Annotated in this window: 17 protein-coding genes, 1 pseudogene and 2 riboswitches; of the genes and pseudogenes, 6 read left to right on the top strand and 12 right to left on the bottom strand. The window is 48.8% G+C overall.

Annotation, left to right across the window (positions count from 1 at the left end; translation table 11 throughout):
* Positions 1-21 precede the first annotated feature (21 nt).
* Positions 22-915, bottom strand: coding sequence for an NERD domain-containing protein (locus tag IC21_RS15245; protein ID WP_019720416.1), 894 nt, complete (start codon positions 913-915; stop codon positions 22-24).
* Positions 916-1,137: 222 nt separating this feature from the next.
* Between IC21_RS15245 and IC21_RS15240 the strand changes: the two genes are divergently transcribed.
* A complete protein-coding gene (locus tag IC21_RS15240; protein ID WP_029142800.1) occupies positions 1,138-2,067 on the top strand; it encodes a DMT family transporter in 930 nt (309 codons plus the stop codon).
* A gap of 126 nt (positions 2,068-2,193) precedes the next feature.
* The gene (locus tag IC21_RS15235) at positions 2,194-2,418 is read left to right on the top strand and encodes a hypothetical protein (protein WP_013858209.1); all 225 of its coding nucleotides are present in this window, start codon (positions 2,194-2,196) and stop codon (positions 2,416-2,418) included.
* 327 nt (positions 2,419-2,745) lie between these two features.
* Here IC21_RS15235 and IC21_RS16535 read toward each other — a convergent pair whose 3' ends face one another.
* Together IC21_RS16535 and IC21_RS15225 are read right to left on the bottom strand one after the other, a co-directional pair.
* Entirely contained in the window at positions 2,746-3,210 is a 465-nt protein-coding gene (locus IC21_RS16535) for an RNA-guided endonuclease InsQ/TnpB family protein (protein ID WP_234969547.1), read from the bottom strand.
* A 30-nt stretch (positions 3,211-3,240) separates the two neighbouring features.
* Positions 3,241-3,329: riboswitch (cyclic di-GMP riboswitch) on the bottom strand.
* 255 nt (positions 3,330-3,584) lie between these two features.
* On the bottom strand, positions 3,585-5,177 hold the full coding sequence (locus IC21_RS15225; RefSeq protein ID WP_029143124.1) for a long-chain-fatty-acid--CoA ligase: 1,593 nt from the start codon (positions 5,175-5,177) through the stop codon (positions 3,585-3,587).
* Positions 5,178-5,440: 263 nt separating this feature from the next.
* Here IC21_RS15225 and IC21_RS16835 point away from each other — a divergent pair, with 263 nt between their 5' ends.
* From IC21_RS16835 to IC21_RS15215, 3 genes and pseudogenes are all read left to right on the top strand, one after another.
* A complete protein-coding gene (locus tag IC21_RS16835; protein ID WP_013860619.1) occupies positions 5,441-5,596 on the top strand; it encodes a hypothetical protein in 156 nt (51 codons plus the stop codon).
* Positions 5,565-5,846: pseudogene (locus IC21_RS16530) on the top strand (ISLre2 family transposase); the annotation flags it as partial. The gene IC21_RS16835 and the pseudogene IC21_RS16530, both read left to right, overlap by 32 nt.
* A gap of 329 nt (positions 5,847-6,175) precedes the next feature.
* Positions 6,176-7,279: a glycerol dehydrogenase gene (locus IC21_RS15215; RefSeq protein WP_029142933.1), complete on the top strand. Its 1,104-nt coding sequence runs from the start codon at positions 6,176-6,178 to the stop codon at positions 7,277-7,279.
* Between the two features lie 170 nt (positions 7,280-7,449).
* Here IC21_RS15215 and IC21_RS15210 read toward each other — a convergent pair whose 3' ends face one another.
* The 7 genes from IC21_RS15210 to IC21_RS15175 all read right to left on the bottom strand — a co-directional run bounded on the left by IC21_RS15210 (position 7,450) and on the right by IC21_RS15175 (position 12,476).
* Complete coding sequence (locus IC21_RS15210; RefSeq protein WP_017553199.1) at positions 7,450-7,632, bottom strand: hypothetical protein; 183 nt, start codon at positions 7,630-7,632, stop codon at positions 7,450-7,452.
* A 61-nt stretch (positions 7,633-7,693) separates the two neighbouring features.
* Entirely contained in the window at positions 7,694-8,224 is a 531-nt protein-coding gene (locus IC21_RS15205) for a YbaK/EbsC family protein (protein WP_029142934.1), read from the bottom strand.
* A 138-nt stretch (positions 8,225-8,362) separates the two neighbouring features.
* Positions 8,363-8,989, bottom strand: coding sequence for an NAD(P)-binding protein (locus IC21_RS15200; RefSeq protein ID WP_029142935.1), 627 nt, complete (start codon positions 8,987-8,989; stop codon positions 8,363-8,365).
* A 315-nt stretch (positions 8,990-9,304) separates the two neighbouring features.
* Positions 9,305-10,045 (bottom strand): sirohydrochlorin chelatase, encoded by a 741-nt coding sequence (locus IC21_RS15190; RefSeq protein WP_019720421.1) that lies wholly within the window; start codon positions 10,043-10,045, stop codon positions 9,305-9,307.
* A gap of 6 nt (positions 10,046-10,051) precedes the next feature.
* Positions 10,052-10,810 (bottom strand): uroporphyrinogen-III C-methyltransferase, encoded by a 759-nt coding sequence (cobA, locus tag IC21_RS15185; protein ID WP_013858202.1) that lies wholly within the window; start codon positions 10,808-10,810, stop codon positions 10,052-10,054.
* Between the two features lie 127 nt (positions 10,811-10,937).
* The gene (locus IC21_RS15180) at positions 10,938-11,663 is read right to left on the bottom strand and encodes a phosphoadenylyl-sulfate reductase (RefSeq protein ID WP_014096354.1); all 726 of its coding nucleotides are present in this window, start codon (positions 11,661-11,663) and stop codon (positions 10,938-10,940) included.
* Positions 11,664-11,754: 91 nt separating this feature from the next.
* A riboswitch (SAM riboswitch) is annotated at positions 11,755-11,859 on the bottom strand.
* 311 nt (positions 11,860-12,170) lie between these two features.
* Positions 12,171-12,476 (bottom strand): TIGR04104 family putative zinc finger protein, encoded by a 306-nt coding sequence (locus IC21_RS15175; protein WP_029142937.1) that lies wholly within the window; start codon positions 12,474-12,476, stop codon positions 12,171-12,173.
* Between the two features lie 170 nt (positions 12,477-12,646).
* Here IC21_RS15175 and IC21_RS15170 point away from each other — a divergent pair, with 170 nt between their 5' ends.
* Positions 12,647-14,044, top strand: coding sequence for a glycosyl hydrolase family 28-related protein (locus IC21_RS15170; RefSeq protein ID WP_035181144.1), 1,398 nt, complete (start codon positions 12,647-12,649; stop codon positions 14,042-14,044).
* Between the two features lie 149 nt (positions 14,045-14,193).
* On the opposite strand, the gene IC21_RS15165 is transcribed toward IC21_RS15170, so the two are convergent.
* Both IC21_RS15165 and IC21_RS15155 read right to left on the bottom strand, forming a co-directional pair.
* Complete coding sequence (locus tag IC21_RS15165) at positions 14,194-14,523, bottom strand: hypothetical protein (protein ID WP_029142939.1); 330 nt, start codon at positions 14,521-14,523, stop codon at positions 14,194-14,196.
* Between the two features lie 477 nt (positions 14,524-15,000).
* Positions 15,001-16,419: an NAD-dependent succinate-semialdehyde dehydrogenase gene (locus IC21_RS15155; RefSeq protein ID WP_029142940.1), complete on the bottom strand. Its 1,419-nt coding sequence runs from the start codon at positions 16,417-16,419 to the stop codon at positions 15,001-15,003.
* Positions 16,420-16,714 lie beyond the last annotated feature (295 nt).

Below are 16,714 nucleotides of genomic sequence, written 5' to 3'. Positions count from 1 at the left end.
GCTGGCATCACAGTTTACGGACTAATGCGCTGCCTCGCGCACGATTTGTGCCGCTGTTTGTGCATCCACGCGCAAAAAGGAACAAAGCGCTTCATCTGGCGCATCCCGGCCAAAAAGCAAATAGAACTCTTCTATCGCTTTACGGTGCGCATCTTTACTGGTATGCCCGCAAACCTGGCAGTGCCACGCGCCATTGTTAAAATCCATTTCAAAACGGCGGCACAGCGGACACCCGACCCCCGTATACATTTCACTTTGGTCAACCGGCCACGGACAGATCCCCGGATTTTTGCGGCATTCCAGCAAATGCTTGTGCCATTTTTTAAAATGCTTGCCGTCCAGGACCAGCTGGCTGTATGTTTCCAGCATCTTTGTCACTTTATAAACAGCCTGGCTTGCTGGGCAGATCCTCAATTCATCTGCTGAATTGACAACAGGCATTTTCAACTCGGCCCCCTCATGGCAAAGGACAAGCAAATACTCCAGCGGCAATTCGGGTAAATGCCGCATCCGGGCCCATGTACACAAGATTTCTCTTTGTTTTTGCAGGCACGCAAACGGTTCCGGCCAGCCTTTTTCCTTCCCGCCTTTTTGCTGGATAAGCTGGGCAAAAGCCGGATCCGGAAAAATCGCGCCGGATAAATGATTGTAGCCTGTAATCAACACAAAATTTCGTGTGAGAATCAACCCGTCCAGGCATGTGTTTGTTATGGGGAGTGCATGGTAAACATAGAATTGGCCAGACGGAAGAATCTCCAAAAACCGGTCTGCCCGCTTCTCCCTTTTATATTTTGCATCCCACTTTTTTACATCCCTAGCAATCTGCCCATACAGCGGATGCCTTTCGGGCAGCCTCCCCAGCAGCGCCTCTCCCGCCCGGATTTGCGCGGGGTATTCCCGCTGTTTTACAATCACGTCCAACTTCCCCTTTTTTAATGATTTTTTTTATTTTATTCGCAGTGGGAGAATAAATATGTTAAAATTAAGAATATTGTGGTGGGAGGTGCTGTTTGTGCGTCTGTATTTTGATCGGTTTGAAAATGACCAGCCTGTTCGTTCCTGATGCGGGGGACGAACAGCCGCTTCGAAACCCCCGTCTGGCTGTTAGATAAAAAATAAAGACGGAGGTTGATGACTGTGAAAAACAAATGGGCAGGCGCACTTTGCCTCGCGCTTGCATCCGGCATCTGGGGCGGGATGTATGTGGTCAGTAAATATGTCTTGAACTTTGTACCGCCGCTTACGCTTTTATGGTTGCGGTATATGATCGGTTTTGCCGCACTGTACGCGCTATTGCATGCCGGCAGAAAGAAAAAGGGAAAGGCAAGCCTTGCAAAAAAAGACTGGCTGCTGCTTGCCTGGATCGGGTTTGTCGGCTATTTTGCATCCGTTGCCATGCAGTTTATCGGGACGCAAAAAGCGGATGCCCATACCGGCGCGATCATCACGTCCGCTTCTCCGGTTTTTATCGTGATATTCGCGCGCTTCATTTTAAAAGAAAAACTGACCGCACGTAAAATGCTGGCGCTGATTATCGCATCAGCGGGCGTTGTCATCGTGATCGGCTGGGACATCCATCTTCAAACCTATTTTTGGGGCAGCCTGATTCTGGCTGGAGCGATGATCACATGGGCACTTCTGTCCGTTTATGTAAAAGTGGCTTCCTGGAAAATGGATTCGTTAACCATTACAACATACGCCATTTTGTTCGGGCTGCTGTTTACAACGCCTTTTGCCGCCCGCGAAGCCATGATGGCCTGGCCTGTATCATCGGGCGGTTTTTGGGGAATGGCAGGTATTTTGTATCTCGGTGTCATCTCTACAGCCGGCGCTTTCTTCCTGTGGAACAAAGGGCTTGAAATGGTAGAAGCCGGCAGCGGGTCACTTTTTATGTTTCTGCAGCCTGTCACCGGCTCTTTTCTCGGCTGGCTTTTGCTTCATGAAAGCCTGAACGGCCGCTTCTTTGCCGGCGGCGCCCTGATTCTGGCTGCGATTGCCATTTCATTGCTCCCGGAAAGGATGCGCCTCGTGCCCCGGATGGAAACGCAAAAAAATATATCGGATTAAAATAGCAGCATAAGGCAAGGCCTGCCGCATCGGTCTTGCCTTTTTTGTTTCTTTTTTTGCGAATTTGCAGGAATTTTTGCCGCTTTTATCGAAAAAGGGGATAAAAAGGTTCCGGGAGGCAGAACAATGGATCGGTACAGTTGCTTGGCATATCTTTTGTTTCAAACTGGTGATGGCACGGTAAAAGAAGCGGCAATCCGCCTTGTACAGGGCAGCCTTACGCTTGAGGAAGCAAAAGCAGACAGCACGCTCAAGCCGTATCTGGAAGCATGTGAAAAACGGCTGAACATACAGCCGCCGGATGCCGGGCTGGTTTATGCATTTATGGCAAATTACGTATACGCCGTTTAAAATCTGGCAGGGCAAACCGGCGGACTTCTAAAAGGCATAATCCGCTTTGCTCCGAAAGCGGATTGTGCCGCCGCAAAACGTACGCCCTGCCTCTCCTAGTGGTTTTGCAAGTTTTGAGGTTCGTCCGCAGTTATAGGCAGGAAGTTCCGTTACAGAAAACTTATAAAAAGTTATAATTTCTTACAACTTTTATGTTTCCTTACTTCTTCATCGTGTCTGCTTTCACGTCTATCTATTAAACAGATCGCTACTTGCATTTGGTGTAACACTCCAAAGTCGTAAATTCCCGACTAACGAATCGGTACATGTCTACATTAACTTGCATTGTTAAAATACAGATTCTAAAACATTCTCACCATATTTTTTAAGATTTATAGACGCTTGATAATCTCGGTCAACAATATTTCCACATCCGCATTCAAAAGTTCTATCGGATAACTTCAAGTCTTTTTTAAGTTTTCCGCAGCAAGAACACAACTTAGAACTTGGAAACCATCTATCCGCCAAAATGAAGCGAATATTATTCCAATTCGACTTGTATTCAATTTGTCTTCTAAATTCATGAAAACATTGTTGTTGAACAGATTCAGCTAAATGTTTATTTTTCATCATACCTTTTACATTCAAATCTTCTAAAACAATAAACATTGGTTTTCTGTTTACGATTTCAGAAGTGATTTGATGTATGTAGTTATGACGAATATTCGTTATTCTTCGTGAAACTTTTAAAAGTTGCTTTTCACTTTTTATAATGCTGCGTGTTTTCTTATAACGACTACCCTCCTTATTCATTTGATAATAAATTATAAAGTCAACAAAAATTTTAATAACTTTTTATAAGTTATTAAAAACTGTTTAAGCCCCCTGTAGTTTTGCGTCTCCATTTTTCAATGGATTTGCCCCTTTGATATAGGTCTTTTATCCTATTATACTGTATTTCTGTCCAAAAGAAACCGTCAGTCAAAGGATAAGAAAGGGCAATTCGGTTAAAATTTGTCGTCTGCAGCTGCCGGAAACGTTTATGGCGGGTCCGCCAACGCCCCCGCCTCATCGCTGAAGCAAGGGGCGTGGATGCGGCATGCTTTCCGCTGTTTTACGCCGAAATGGCACGCGCTGTCCTGTGCTTTTCAGCGGCCTTGCGTTTTGCCGGATCTGTTTCCGGCATGTTAATTTACGAACCGCTCTGTTTTTCCGAGCTTTTCCCAGTATTCGTTACGCAGGCGGACTTTCTGGATTTTTCCGGATGCCGTTTTCGGCAGTTCCTCCACAAATGTCACACCCGTCACGGCTTTGAAATGGGCAAGCCTTTCCCATGAAAAACGGATGATATCTTCTTCAGTGGCGGCCGCATCTGCCTTCAGGACGACAAATGCATGCGGGGTCTCTCCCCATTTTTCATGCGGAACAGCAATCACCGCCGCTTCAAGGATATCCGGATGTTCATACAGCACCCCTTCCACTTCAATAGAGGATATATTCTCACCGCCGCTGATAATAATGTCTTTTTTACGGTCGACGATATCGATATAGCCGTATTCATCAACGGTCGCCATATCCCCTGTATAGAGCCGCCCGTTCCGGATCGTTTTCATCGTTTCTTCCGGGTTTTTCCAGTATCCGTGCATAACGCCATGCCCTCTTACCGTGACCTCACCGATTTCTTTTCCGTCATGGGCCACTTCTTCGTCGTTTTCCCGTAAAACCCGGACATCACTGCCGATCATCGGAAACCCGGCTTTCGCCCGCAACCGCAATTGTTTATCATGATCCAGCCCGCCAAGCTGCGAACGGATGACAGACACAAGGGTGAGCGGTGTGGACTCCGTCATGCCGTACACCTGGATGAATTCCCAGCCAAGCTCTTTTTCCACCCGTTCTACAAATGCAGGCGGCGGCGCAGCTCCGGCGATGACAACACGCACATCCTGTTCAATGGCGGGATGGTGTTCCGCATTGTACTGCAACAGGCTGTTCAGCACAGTCGGCGCCATATGCACCACCGTTACATGATGCCTGATGATTTCCGTGAAAATGGCTTCCGCCGACGGTTTGCGGAGGCATACATGGGCCGCCCCGTTTGCTGTATAGTAAAACGGCGAACCCCATCCGTTTACATGGAACATCGGGAGCACATGCAGATAGACATCGCGGTCCGTAACGCGCAAATGGTGCATGGCGCTTAATGCATGCAAATAATTATTGCGGTGGGTAAGCATCACGCCTTTAGGATTTCCGGTTGTCCCGCTCGTATAAAGCAGGCTGCACACATCGTTTTCATCGAGGCCGGCACGCGGAAACGGCTCAGGCGGAAATCTGTCCAGCCAACGGTCATAATCAATTTCAGCACAGTCATCCTCTTTATAGTGGATAATAATTTGCTCCACCGTTTCAAGCTCATCCTTTACCGGCTCGATCAAATGGTACATCTCCTGGTCCACAAACAATACTTTCGATCCGCTGTGATTTAAAATAAACCGGTAGTCTTCCGGGGTCAGCCGGATATTCAGCGGCACCATCACCGCCCCCAGCTGGAAAATCCCGTAAAAGCCTTCCAGCATTTCCACTGTATTCGGCGCGAGATAGGCCACCCGATCCCCTTTTTCAATGCCAAGATTTTTTAACCCGTACGACAGCTGGTTCACCCTGCCGTTCAGCTCCCGGTATGTAAACGCCCGGTCCCCGCAATACACCGCTGTTTTCCCGCCGTACAAAAGCACCGCGCGATCCAGAAATTCCGTCAACACCAACGGCACGTTCATGGACTCCCCTCCCATTTTCATTTTCTCCCTGTTTCCCCTTGATGTTTAAAAACCAGCACTGTTATATAACAATATTATAAAAGTTTTTGAACGCGTTTTCAATCATCATATTTATTTGTTTTTTTATAACATCGGATGATCTTCTTTTCACTTCGTATGTGTAAAATTTTACTCGCAGGGGCAGATGAGTCGAAAAAAAATAGGAAGACACTCTATCATCTAAATGTACACCATGAAATGAACATCTAGAGAGAGGTCTTCCCATGGATATTATATCAATAATTGCTGGATTATTAAAGGATACAAAGAGTCTTATTGAATTTGAAGAACAGGTTAAAATTCTGATGCAAAAAGTTTTTACACAATGGGTTGGGGACGTATTTGAGAAGAATGAAGAAAAGGGGGATGCATTGGAGTAAAGCTGGCGCCGAAGCCATGGTAAAGGTGAAACAGGGCATGCTTAACGGGACATTGCAGGAAACCTATCTGAAACACCGTTCAAGAAGCGCGAGAAAGCAACGGAGCTTGCAACAATCCATCAGGATGTCTCAACGATTCAAGCAGCCTGTACGCCCGTCAATCGGCGTAAAGCACGGATCAGTTTCCCTGTATTCAAGCCGTTCATCGGCAATGGGGCATTTAAGCAAAATAGTAGAGCTTTCGTTTTAAGCCTGGTATGTGGGGGACTGATTGTTGATGCGCGCGAAATTTACGAGACTCCTGCGGGAAAAGCGAGCCAGGAGAGACCCCGCAGCGAGGTACGAGCGAGGAGGCTCGCCGGCCGCCCGCGGAAAGCGAGTGAATTTCGCGCGCATCAACACCCCCGTTATCAATCTATACGAAAGTGTACAAAAAGAGTGTCTTGGAATCCCGATATTTAAACCTTATCGAGAAAAACTTGACACATACTTTTCACTTCTTTTATCTTTGTTTTCGCTTACATTTTTAATATAATGAGAGTGTAGAAAGAAAAAAATGTTTAGGAGGCAGTACATGTTATGAAAATTCCTGTAAAATCCGTTACATCGCCGAAAAAGTTTATCGTAGGGAACGGCCTGCTTGCCAATTTATATGCGTACATAAAAGATTTGGGCGACAATGCCTATGTGATTTGCGACGAATTCATCCTCGGCCGCGCAAAAGAAGAAGCCGGAAAATCTGTCCGGGAAGGCGGTGGGAAAGCAACTTTCGAACAGTTCAATTATCAAATCACCCAGGAAGAAGTAGACCGTAACCGCCGGCTTGCACGTGAAGCAGGCGCCAATGTCATTGTCGGCATCGGCGGTGGAAAAACGCTTGATACCGCAAAAGCAACCGCTTATTATGAAAAACTTCCGGTTGTCATTTTTCCGACGATTGCCTCCACTGACGCACCGTGCACGGCCCTTGCCGTTCTTTACAAAGAAGACGGCGCTTTTGACCGTTACTTGTTCCTGCCGAGCAATCCGGATGTCGTGCTCGCAGACACGGAAATTTTAGCTGCAGCACCGGTCCGCTTTTTCGCCGCCGGGATCGGGGACGCGCTTGCCACTTATTTTGAAGCGCGCGCCTGCTACGCGGCAAACGGCGACAACCTTGTTTTAATGAAGCCATCCCTCACCGGCCTGGCCATTGCCCGCACTTGCTACGAAACGATTCTCGAAAACGGCGTAAAAGCAGTGGAAGCCGTGAAAAACAAAGTGCCAACCCGTGCAGTGCAGGATACCATTGAAGCGACCATCTATTTGAGCGGTGTCGGGGCGGAATCCGGCGGCCTTGCCGCAGCACACGCCATCCATAACGGCATGACCGCTGTCCCCGCCCTCCATCGTGCACAGCACGGCGAAAAAGTGACATTCGGCCTGCTCGCACAGCTCGTTCTTGAAAACGCGCCAAAAGAAGAGCTTGAAACGGTAATCCGCTTTATCAAAGCAGTTGGCCTGCCGCTGACACTGAAGGACCTCGGCGTTGAAGAATTTGTGGAAGCCGAATGGCGGAAAGTGGCGGAAGATGCCTGTGCCGAGGATGACACAATGGGCAACGAACCATTCCCGGTTACGCCTGATGATGTGTACAATGCCATTGTTGCCGCTAACGCCATTGCTGAAAAATACCATGACTAAATCAAAGCAGCTTATATGAACCCATAAAAACGGCGGGAAAACACGATTGTGTCTCCCGTCGTTTTTATTTATCACCGGATGCTTTCATTCTGCTGTTGGAGCCGTTTTAAAAGCGGCATGGCGGACAGGTGCTTGTTCCTTTTCAATCCTTTGATGGCGCGCACGGGCTTCTATCCCGAAACATCGAGATGGCTGGTGTTCATTCCTTTTCTATCCTGAAAAAATGCGATACTGATTTTCATTCCTTTACTGGTGCAGCGTTTATCCGGCGTGGCGGCAATCTGATCGCCCGCTTTTTCAAGTATGCCCGTGTTTTCGGGCAATTGCCAGCAGCCATGATGAATTTGCTTCATTTTCCGGCACGTACCCGGGACCCCTTTCCGTCTCAAAGGCAAGTCTGAAGCGGCAAGCAGATTATTGCGGATCCGTTAAGGCGCCGGTCCCGGCTGCATGCTGGTAATCTTCCGCCGGTTCCCATCCTTTGCAGACATCCACCCATTTTTCGGCCTTCCCGTATGTATACAATTCTTCGCAGGTCAGTTCAATTGCCGAGTTGCCGCTCCCGCATGCCGGAAATACAGTCGTGAACCGTTTGAGTGAGACGTCCATATAGACCGGCAAATCTTTTTTCAAACCGAATGGGCAGACGCCGCCGACAGCATGGCCGGTATGCTCGAGCGTTTCTTCTGGTGACAGCATCCGCGCTTTCCCGCCGAATGTTTGCCGGAATTTTTTATTGTCGATTTTCGCATCTCCCGCGGTGACAACAAGAAGGGCTTCTTCCCCACCGGTACCCCTGAACGCAAGCGTTTTTGCAATCCGTTCCGATTCCGTGTGCAGCGCCTCAGCTGCAAGTTCAACCGTCGCGCTTGATGACGGCAGGACGAGCACATCTTCTTCCCGGTCCCACTGCTTAAAATAAGCTTTGACATCTTCCAATGACATGAAGGCGACACTCCTTTTTGTGAAAATTTTAACCCTATTGTAACGGAAGCCATTCCGGGTTGCAAACGGGCTTGCCAAGTTTTTCGCCGGGCACACCGGCTGATTTCCCAAAGATGGGCGCTAATCTTCATCCGTTTTTCAGCGGGCAGTCCCTTGCATGCGGCTGCGAAAGAAAGACAAGGCTTCCTGCTGTTTTTCAGGCTTGCGGTATGCTTCTCCAAGCAGCTTTTCCAGCCACTCGCTTTTTTCCGATGCAGAAAACTGCGGCTGCTTCAGAAGCTGGCGGCACTCGTATAAAAAATCCACATATTGGGCGTAGTTCGTATCATAATGCCCGGATAATTCATTTACAATGCGGGAAGCCAGTTTCGGGCTTGCCCCGGCTGTAGAGACACTGATAGAAAGCCTGCCCTTTTGGAAAAACGCCGGAAAAGCAAGGTTGCCGCTTCCCGCATGGCCGGCATCGTTCACGAGGGCTTGGGCCGGGGCATGGGCAACAATCCGGCTGTTTGTCTCCGGATCATTTGTCGCTGCAACAACCACATCGGCCTCCCGGATGTCTTCCGGTTCGAATGTTTTCTGTTTCCAAATGAACGCGTGTTGTTGCGCCAAAACCTGCAATTCATCGTTCAGGTGCGGGCTCACGACTGTAACGCATGCCCCCGCTTCCTGCAAGAGCCGGAATCTGCGTGCCGCCACTTTTCCGCCGCCGATGACCACAGCCTGCTTCCCGTCTAAATTGACCATAACCGGTACCCAAACCATTCCTGATCTCCTTTCCAGTTTATCCGGTGCAGAAACGCCTCGTGCTTCCTGCCATTTTCGTGAATGTGCCCGTACGCTCCCTTTCCAGCGTTTCCTAGAGAGCCGGAACCGGGCAAGTGCCGGCATGCGCAATGGAGCGCCGGACCGCGGGCATCTTTCAGGCTGATCGGGCCCAAAAAAGTGCCGGTACGCACATTGAAACACCGCACCCAGGCATTTTTTAACTGCATCTCCCCCAAATAAGGGAGGGGTTCACAATAGAAAACGCCGCAGGCTTCCCCCAGGCTTTCCGGGGGCAAAAAAGGTCTCGGAATCTCAAATAAAAGCCTCTGCACCCAACGCTTCCTTTGCCCGGCCGGCCAATGCGTCCGCCATATCCGGGTGACAGCCGAGATACCGTGCCAGCCGGATATCATATCCTTCCCGCTGCAGCATGCCCACTTTCTTTTCCAGCGACCGGACGAGCACGCCGGTGAACCAAAGATATGGGGCCACAACCACCGGGCGCCCGGCCACGGCCAGCTCCTTCAGCGCCTCATCAAAACGGGGCTCAAGCACCGCCAAATAAGCCGTTTTGATCTGTTCTGCCCCCAGTTGCACGCGCAGCCCGTCCGCAATTTTTGCAAAATCGCACAGTGTTTCCGGATTGCGGCTGCCGCGTCCGACCAGCAGAATCCAGGCACCCGGAGGCATGCCGGTTTCCAAAATATTTTCCGCCAGAATTCCGGTGATCCGGTCCCCGACGCCGAGCGGGCGGCCGTACGTAAACACAATATGCGGATAACGTCGTTTCGCTTCCCGGATCGCACGCGGGATATCCTCATAATAATGCCCGGCACTCAGCAGCAATACCGGCACAACGGCGATACGCCCTGCGCCGCCCCGGACAAGCGCATCAATCCCTGCTGCAATATCCGGTTCCGCAATTTCCAGATAACAAATTTCCTGGAGATCCGCATCCACCTGTGCCATCGCTTGCCGGATTGCCGCTGTTGCTTCCCGGGCGGTTTCGGGCACACGGCTGCCGTGGCTGACATATAAAACACCTTGTTTCATACCCATTCACCCGGTACAGGCCGGAGCAGCGGGAAGCTGTTCAAACCATTTCAACTCATCGCGCAGTTTTACCACTTCTCCGATGATCAAAAGCGATGGGTTGCGCAGCCCGGCCGCCTTTTCACTTAAATTTCCAAGCGTGCCGACCGCGGTTTCCTGTTTTTCCGTCGTGCCCCAGCGGATAAGTGCAGCCGGCATGTCCGGCGATTTGCCGTGCTTTATCAGTTGCGCACAGATGAGCGGCAGATTTTTCACGCCCATATAAATGCAAAGTGTATCAATTCCCGCATATTTGGACCAGTATGCATCAAGGTCTTCGCCTTTTTTCGTGACGCCCGCGATAAAAGCAACGGATGTACTGAGCCCGCGGTGGGTGAGCGGAATGCCGGCATAGGTGGGCACGGCGGAACCGGCCGTAATCCCCGGAACGATTTCAAACGGAATATGCTTTTGCACCAGTACTTCCGCCTCCTCCCCGCCTCTGCCGAATATAAACGGATCGCCGCCTTTTAAACGGACAACAGTTTTGCCTTGGTTGGCAAACTTCACAAGCAGGTGGTTGATCGTATCCTGCGACATCGTATGAGCGTCCGGCTTTTTCCCGCAGTAGACGAGTTCCGCATCCGGCCTTGCTTCTTTTAACAGATCCGGATTCACCAGGCGGTCATATAAAATGACATCCGCTTCCCGGATCATGCGCAATCCTTTCACTGTGATCAGTTCCGGATCGCCGGGCCCTGCCCCGACTAAATATACTTTTCTCATTTCTTCACCTGCTTTAAACTTAATCGGATAACTGGTTGGTTTGGTTTATGCGCCCACTTCTCCCGGAGTGGCTGTAGCAGCGGCTTAGAAGGGATGGCCGTTTTTGCCGCAGCACCACCTGGCAGCCTTATTTTTTCTGAACCGTATGCAGTCCGCATTCGGTTTTATGAAAGCCCGCCCATCTTCCTGCTCTTGAGTCGCTGTTTCCAGCAGCACGTGTGCACGGGAAACAGCCGATGCTCGGATATCCTTGGTCATGCAATTCGTTATACGGAAGATGATGGGACTTGATATAGTTCCAAACGTCATCCCATGTCCAATGAATCAGCGGGCAAATTTTAATCGAATGGAACCTTTCATCTTTATTGACAAAATTCGTTTTCGCCCTTGTCGGCGATTGCTCCCGCCGCAAGCCGGATATCCAGGCCGACGCTCCCTGCAGCGTTTCTTCAAGCGGCTTGATTTTCCGGATATAGCAGCATTGGTCCGGATCCCTTTTCCAAAGGGCAGATCCGTATTGCGCCGCCTGTTCATCAAGCGTAAGCGACGGTTTTTTCATTTGGATATTTAAAGCCGGATATTTCTTTTTCACTTTTTCAATCAATTCGTAAGTTTGCGGAAAGTGCAGGTCCGTATCCAAAAATACGATATCCGCATCTTCTCTGACTTTCGAAATGAGATCAATCAGCACCATTCCTTCTGCGCCGAAGCTGCACGCATATACCACTGATTTACCGTACGTGCCATATGCCCACTGCAAAATTTCCAATGCGCCCTTTGTTTCATCTTCCGGCACGAACACTGCAAACGGATCCGACGTAAACTGTTCATATGTGAGCCGCGTTTGCTCCACTCTATTCCCTTCTTTCTTATTCGATTACTAAGGATTAAACGACAAAAATCTTCTTACCCTGAAGTAAGAAGATATCCATTACCGGGAAATCTTCTTATCTTTCAGGCCACCACCTGCAGGAATTGGCACAGTACCCGTTTTCGGACCTGCTGCCGAGGCTTCACAGGGCCCTTCCCTCCACCTCTCTTGATAAGAAAATAACAACATATAAGCTTAAAGTTTATTGTATACCTTCTTATGCTATTCGTCAACGAAAAATTCTGATAAAGAAAATAAGGTCCATTTTCACGAAAAGTGTTACATGTAGTTTTGGGCCACCTTTTTCTTTCTCATTTGATGAAATGGTTTCCAATCTTTGCTTGCATGTGTTTTTTTTCAAATCTTACTCTGTACCAAATCGGTTCATCAATTCACCTTTAAACTTGCGGCGTACCGGCTCAGCTCCGCGTTTCATCATCACCTGGATTTTTGAAGCCATTTAAAAGGGCGACAACTATTCGTTCCCTTTTACCATAGAGGCCTTTCTTTATGATCAAACGAATAAACATAAGACATCATAAGAATCAAACAAGCCCAAATAATGATGATTAGTGTTATGAATGCAATTTTTGGAATGCCCAATATCATTAGTCCAAATGAGATGAAAAAGCAAAGCAGGGAAAAATATCCAACTTTATTTCGAAACTTCAAACTTGGATATAACTTGGCTTTACAATTTGGACATTCTATGGTTTGGTCAAACTTCCATAATCTCTTAAAGATATAAATCCACTTAAATGGATGGTTACAATCAGAACATTTTGGCAGGCTCATTGACTTCCACCTTCCTTTTCTTCGATTTTAACATAAAATTCAATCTTTTTTATGCCAACAACAATGATTTAGAAAAGAGTCTTCCTTTTTCAGTGCGTTTTCCAACCTGCGGGGGTAAACTACATATATCCAATGACAGAGACTGAATGAAGCCAAAGCGGGGTGAAAAAATGATTCATTTGGATAAGCATCATGACCCCCGGACAAACGGCATGCTGCTGCGCCAGCTTTCACGCAGGGCAGTCCAGCCGGGTACCCTAATCCAGGAAAATGAAGCGCTTTTTCAAAAATACTGCCAGCCGGAATTTCACAAACCGTTTTCCCTTTCACGGCTGCTGCTGAACCGGAGATATCCGGTTGAACCGTATAAAACCCTTGCAGATCAGAACGGCCTTGTCTACCCGGAATGGAAAACGATATTGGATCAAGAATACAGCCGGCTGCTGTCTGTGGCATCCCGTACAGTCAATGTGGCAGATTTCGGGGCTGCCGGCGATGGAAAAACCGACTGCACAGCGGCATTCCAAAAAGCACTGGGAAACGGCCGCGTGAAAGTGATCGTACCGGAAGGCGTTTATCTTGTAAAGGGGCTTAAGCTGCCTTCATGCCTTTGCGGCAGCGGAAAAGGCGTAACAGTCATCAAACTCCATCCGCATGCGCCGAAAAAAACGCGTCTTATCCAAAACGCCCATTTCCACCGCGGCAATCACCATATATCAGTGGAAGGGCTCACGCTGGACTGGAATGTCGAAAGGCTCGGAAATGAGGAAAGAACGGCAGCAGGAAATAACCGTTCAAGCTGTCTGACTTTTGCGCACGTCACGTTCGGCTGGGTGAAAAATGTGGAGGCGGCGGGGGCCGGCCTGCATGGTTTTGATGTATCGTCTGCCCGGTATCATTATTTGGGCGACGGCTTTCTCGCCCCGGGAAGGAGCCGCTATATCTGGCTGGACGGGCTTACGGCAAGCGGATTCGGTGATGACGGCATTACCACCCACCATAGCGACTATTGCTTTATTTCAAATTCTTTCTGTTACAACCCGAGTGGAAAGGCCCACAAAAAAGGGTTTTCCAACTCCAATGGCATTGAGATTGATGACGGGTCGCGCCATGTCTGGCTTTACAATAATGCTTCTAGCGGCTGTTTCGGAGGTGTCGAGATCAAAGCCCACCACAATGCTTCGGCTGCTTCTCATGTCCACCTTTACGGCCATCTTTCTGTCCGCGACAACCGTTCTTTCAATTTCCGGCATATCGGTCACCATAAAGGTAAGGATAGCGATTCGAAAAGCGCGGACCATATTGTGGCGGCCAATCTTGTTTCCATCGCGCCGGTGTTTACGGATTTATATGAAGGTTCAACGCCGCGCAGCCTCGTTGTTTCCGCTTACCGGAACGTTGTCATTAACGGACTGACAGCACTTGGCGACCCGGATTACGATTTCAAGGGAAATCCTGTTGTCGCCATCCAGTACCGTGCAAAAAATGTTATCTTGAAAAATGTAGAAATCAGCGGGTTTCAAAATGCGAAACGGATCAAGGGCAAAGACAAATGCGTACTGTTGTAATGCTCGATCAATTCAGAGAGAGAATCTGCGCGGAAATCTTTCCTTTGTCTGAAGAAAACCGAATTCCGGTCGAATCTTTGCAATCCCAGTCTGAATCCTGGAGAGTAGCTGTAGTGCTTGTTTGGTGAAGAAATGTTCTTTGGCCTACCCTAAAAATTGTGCCGGCCTATTTTCATTCTTTTGCCCATTCCGTATCCAATGCGGCAGGCTTCTATTTTGAAAATATGCGTTTGCCCATTTTCGTTCTCTGGTGTCGCCGCGCCCGCCGCAGCATGGATGGGTGTCCTGAAAATACGTGCCGGCTGTTTTATCCCTCTTGCGGCAGAGGCGTTTTTTTCGGATGATGATTTCCGAATATTTGTCATTTTTAATCCTCTATAAAAATCATTTCCCGGGGAAACTTGGTGTCTTTTGTCATGATGATGGCGTCGAAAAACATTTCTATACAAAATTTTCACCGGCTTTGCTTCATCCTGCAAGTGAAAGACGCCCCAACAGGACATTTGATCTTCCGCGGAGCCAATGCGCGGGAGTTTGTTGCGATATGTCTTTCATTGCCCACGTGTCGAAAATTTTGTTGCAAGTTGTCTCTCATCGTGTTTGTTTTATCTTCTTTTTACCATAAAGGACGCTTTCCCGGGAAATTTGCTGCATTTTGTCTTTTTACCGGCCACTGCCCGGATGCCCTTTGTCCTGAGGCTGGGGCATTGGGACCTAGGCCTGAATCTTTTTTTAAAGTTTTCTTGAACCGTGGTTGGGATGGCCTTTGTCTTGTCGAAGAACTCTAAAAGACTAACGGGCACTACCCGGATCTTAGTGGGCTTCCCGGCATTGGGAACCAAGTTTAATTCTTTTTTGCCGAAATATTTCGTCCTCTTCCCGCAATCGGTTTGGAACCAAAAAAGCGGAACCCCCATTTAGGGATCCCACCTATTTCGGTGTGCCGGGCCAGGCACTTATAAACCGAGGGAAATATATTTGACTTCCAAAAATTCTTCTATACCGTAACGGCCGCCTTCCCTGCCGAGGCCGCTCTGCTTGAAACCGCCGAATGGAGCCTGCGGCGTGGACGGAAGCCCATCGTTCAGCCCGACAATGCCATACTCCAGCCCCTCTGCAATTTGAATGCCTTCCGAAATATTTTCCGTAAATACATACGCAGCAAGACCGTAAATGGAATCATTGGCACGCCGGATCGCTTCATCAATATCCGTAAATTTCGTTACCGGTGCAAGCGGCCCGAATGTTTCTTCTTTCATGCATATCATCTCATCGGTAACATTGGAAATGACAGTTGGTTCAAAGAAAAGCCCATCTTTCGTGCTGCCGCCTGTTTCCACGGTAGCTCCCTTTTCCACCGCGTCTTTGACGTGATGTTCTACTTTTTCAACCGCATTCCGGTCAATCAGCGGCCCGATATCCGTGCCTTCTGCAAGTCCGTCCCCAACACGGAGCGCTTTCACTTTTTCTGTGAATTTCTTGGTAAAAGCTTCATACACTTCTTCCTGTACATATATGCGGTTCGAGCATACACAAGTCTGGCCGGCGTTGCGGAATTTTGCAGCGACCGTGCCCTCAGCAGCTTTATCGAGATCCGCATGTTTCGTGATGATAACCGGTGCATGCCCGCCAAGTTCCAGCGACACTTTTTTCACCGTGTCAGCTGAACCGCGCATCAGCTCTTTCCCGATTTCGGTCGATCCGGTAAAAGTAAGTTTGCGGACACGCTCATCGGCAAGCCACGTGTCCCCGATTTCCTTCGCACTCCCGGTTATCACATTCATGACGCCTTTCGGAATGCCGGCTTTTGCAGCAAGCTCAGCAAGCTTCAAGGCAGTAAGCGGTGTCTGCTTTGCCGGTTTGATGACAACGGTGCAGCCGGCAGCAAGCGCAGGTGCAACTTTGCGGGTAATCATGGCAGCCGGGAAATTCCACGGGGTAATTGCCGCGACAACGCCGACCGGCTGTTTATGGACAAACAGGCGTTTATTGGTAGCGGATGCCGGAATCGTTTCGCCATACACACGCTTTCCTTCTTCGGCAAACCACTCGATAAAGCCATTTGCGTAACGCATTTCCCCGAGTGCTTCCTTGAGCGGCTTGCCCTGTTCAATGGTCATCGTCCTGGCAAGCTCGTTTTCATGTTGACGGATCAGTTCAAACCACGTGCGGAGGTAGGCACTTCGTTCATAGGCAGAAAGCGCCGCCCACGCCGGAAAAGCCGCATGCGCCGCGTCAACAGCGAGCTTAGCTTCCTTTTCCCCGCCTTTTGGAATCGTCGCAATCACTTCGCCGGACGCAGGGTTGTCCACTTTGATTTTTGGCAGTCCTTCCCCCGTCCATTCACCATTCAAGTACATCAAATAGTCTTCCATAGCTCCATCTCCCTTCGAGTAATAGTTTACGATTTTTCAGATGATTTTTCCTGTTTCATGATTGCAAAATTTGTTTCGCATGGCAGGTGTGTTCGTGATTTCAGAAGTGAACTACCCACCACTTATTGACCTTGCGGTCTAATTGAAGTGGGGGCTTCTTGACTTATCGTTGCTTTTACTAGCCAACGAAAACTGACCGAGCTATCCCTCTTGTTCCAAGAGTTTTGTTACTTATGATAACGCTAATAAGCGTATACCTTCATTTTTGATATTGATTGCTGAATTATAGTCGCGA

Origin of the sequence: Heyndrickxia coagulans DSM 1 = ATCC 7050, assembly GCF_000290615.1 — a bacterium.
Lineage (GTDB): Bacteria > Bacillota > Bacilli > Bacillales > Bacillaceae_C > Weizmannia > Weizmannia coagulans.
The sequence above is the reverse complement of the archived record's forward strand: the minus strand, read 5'-3'. Positions and strand labels throughout refer to the sequence as shown.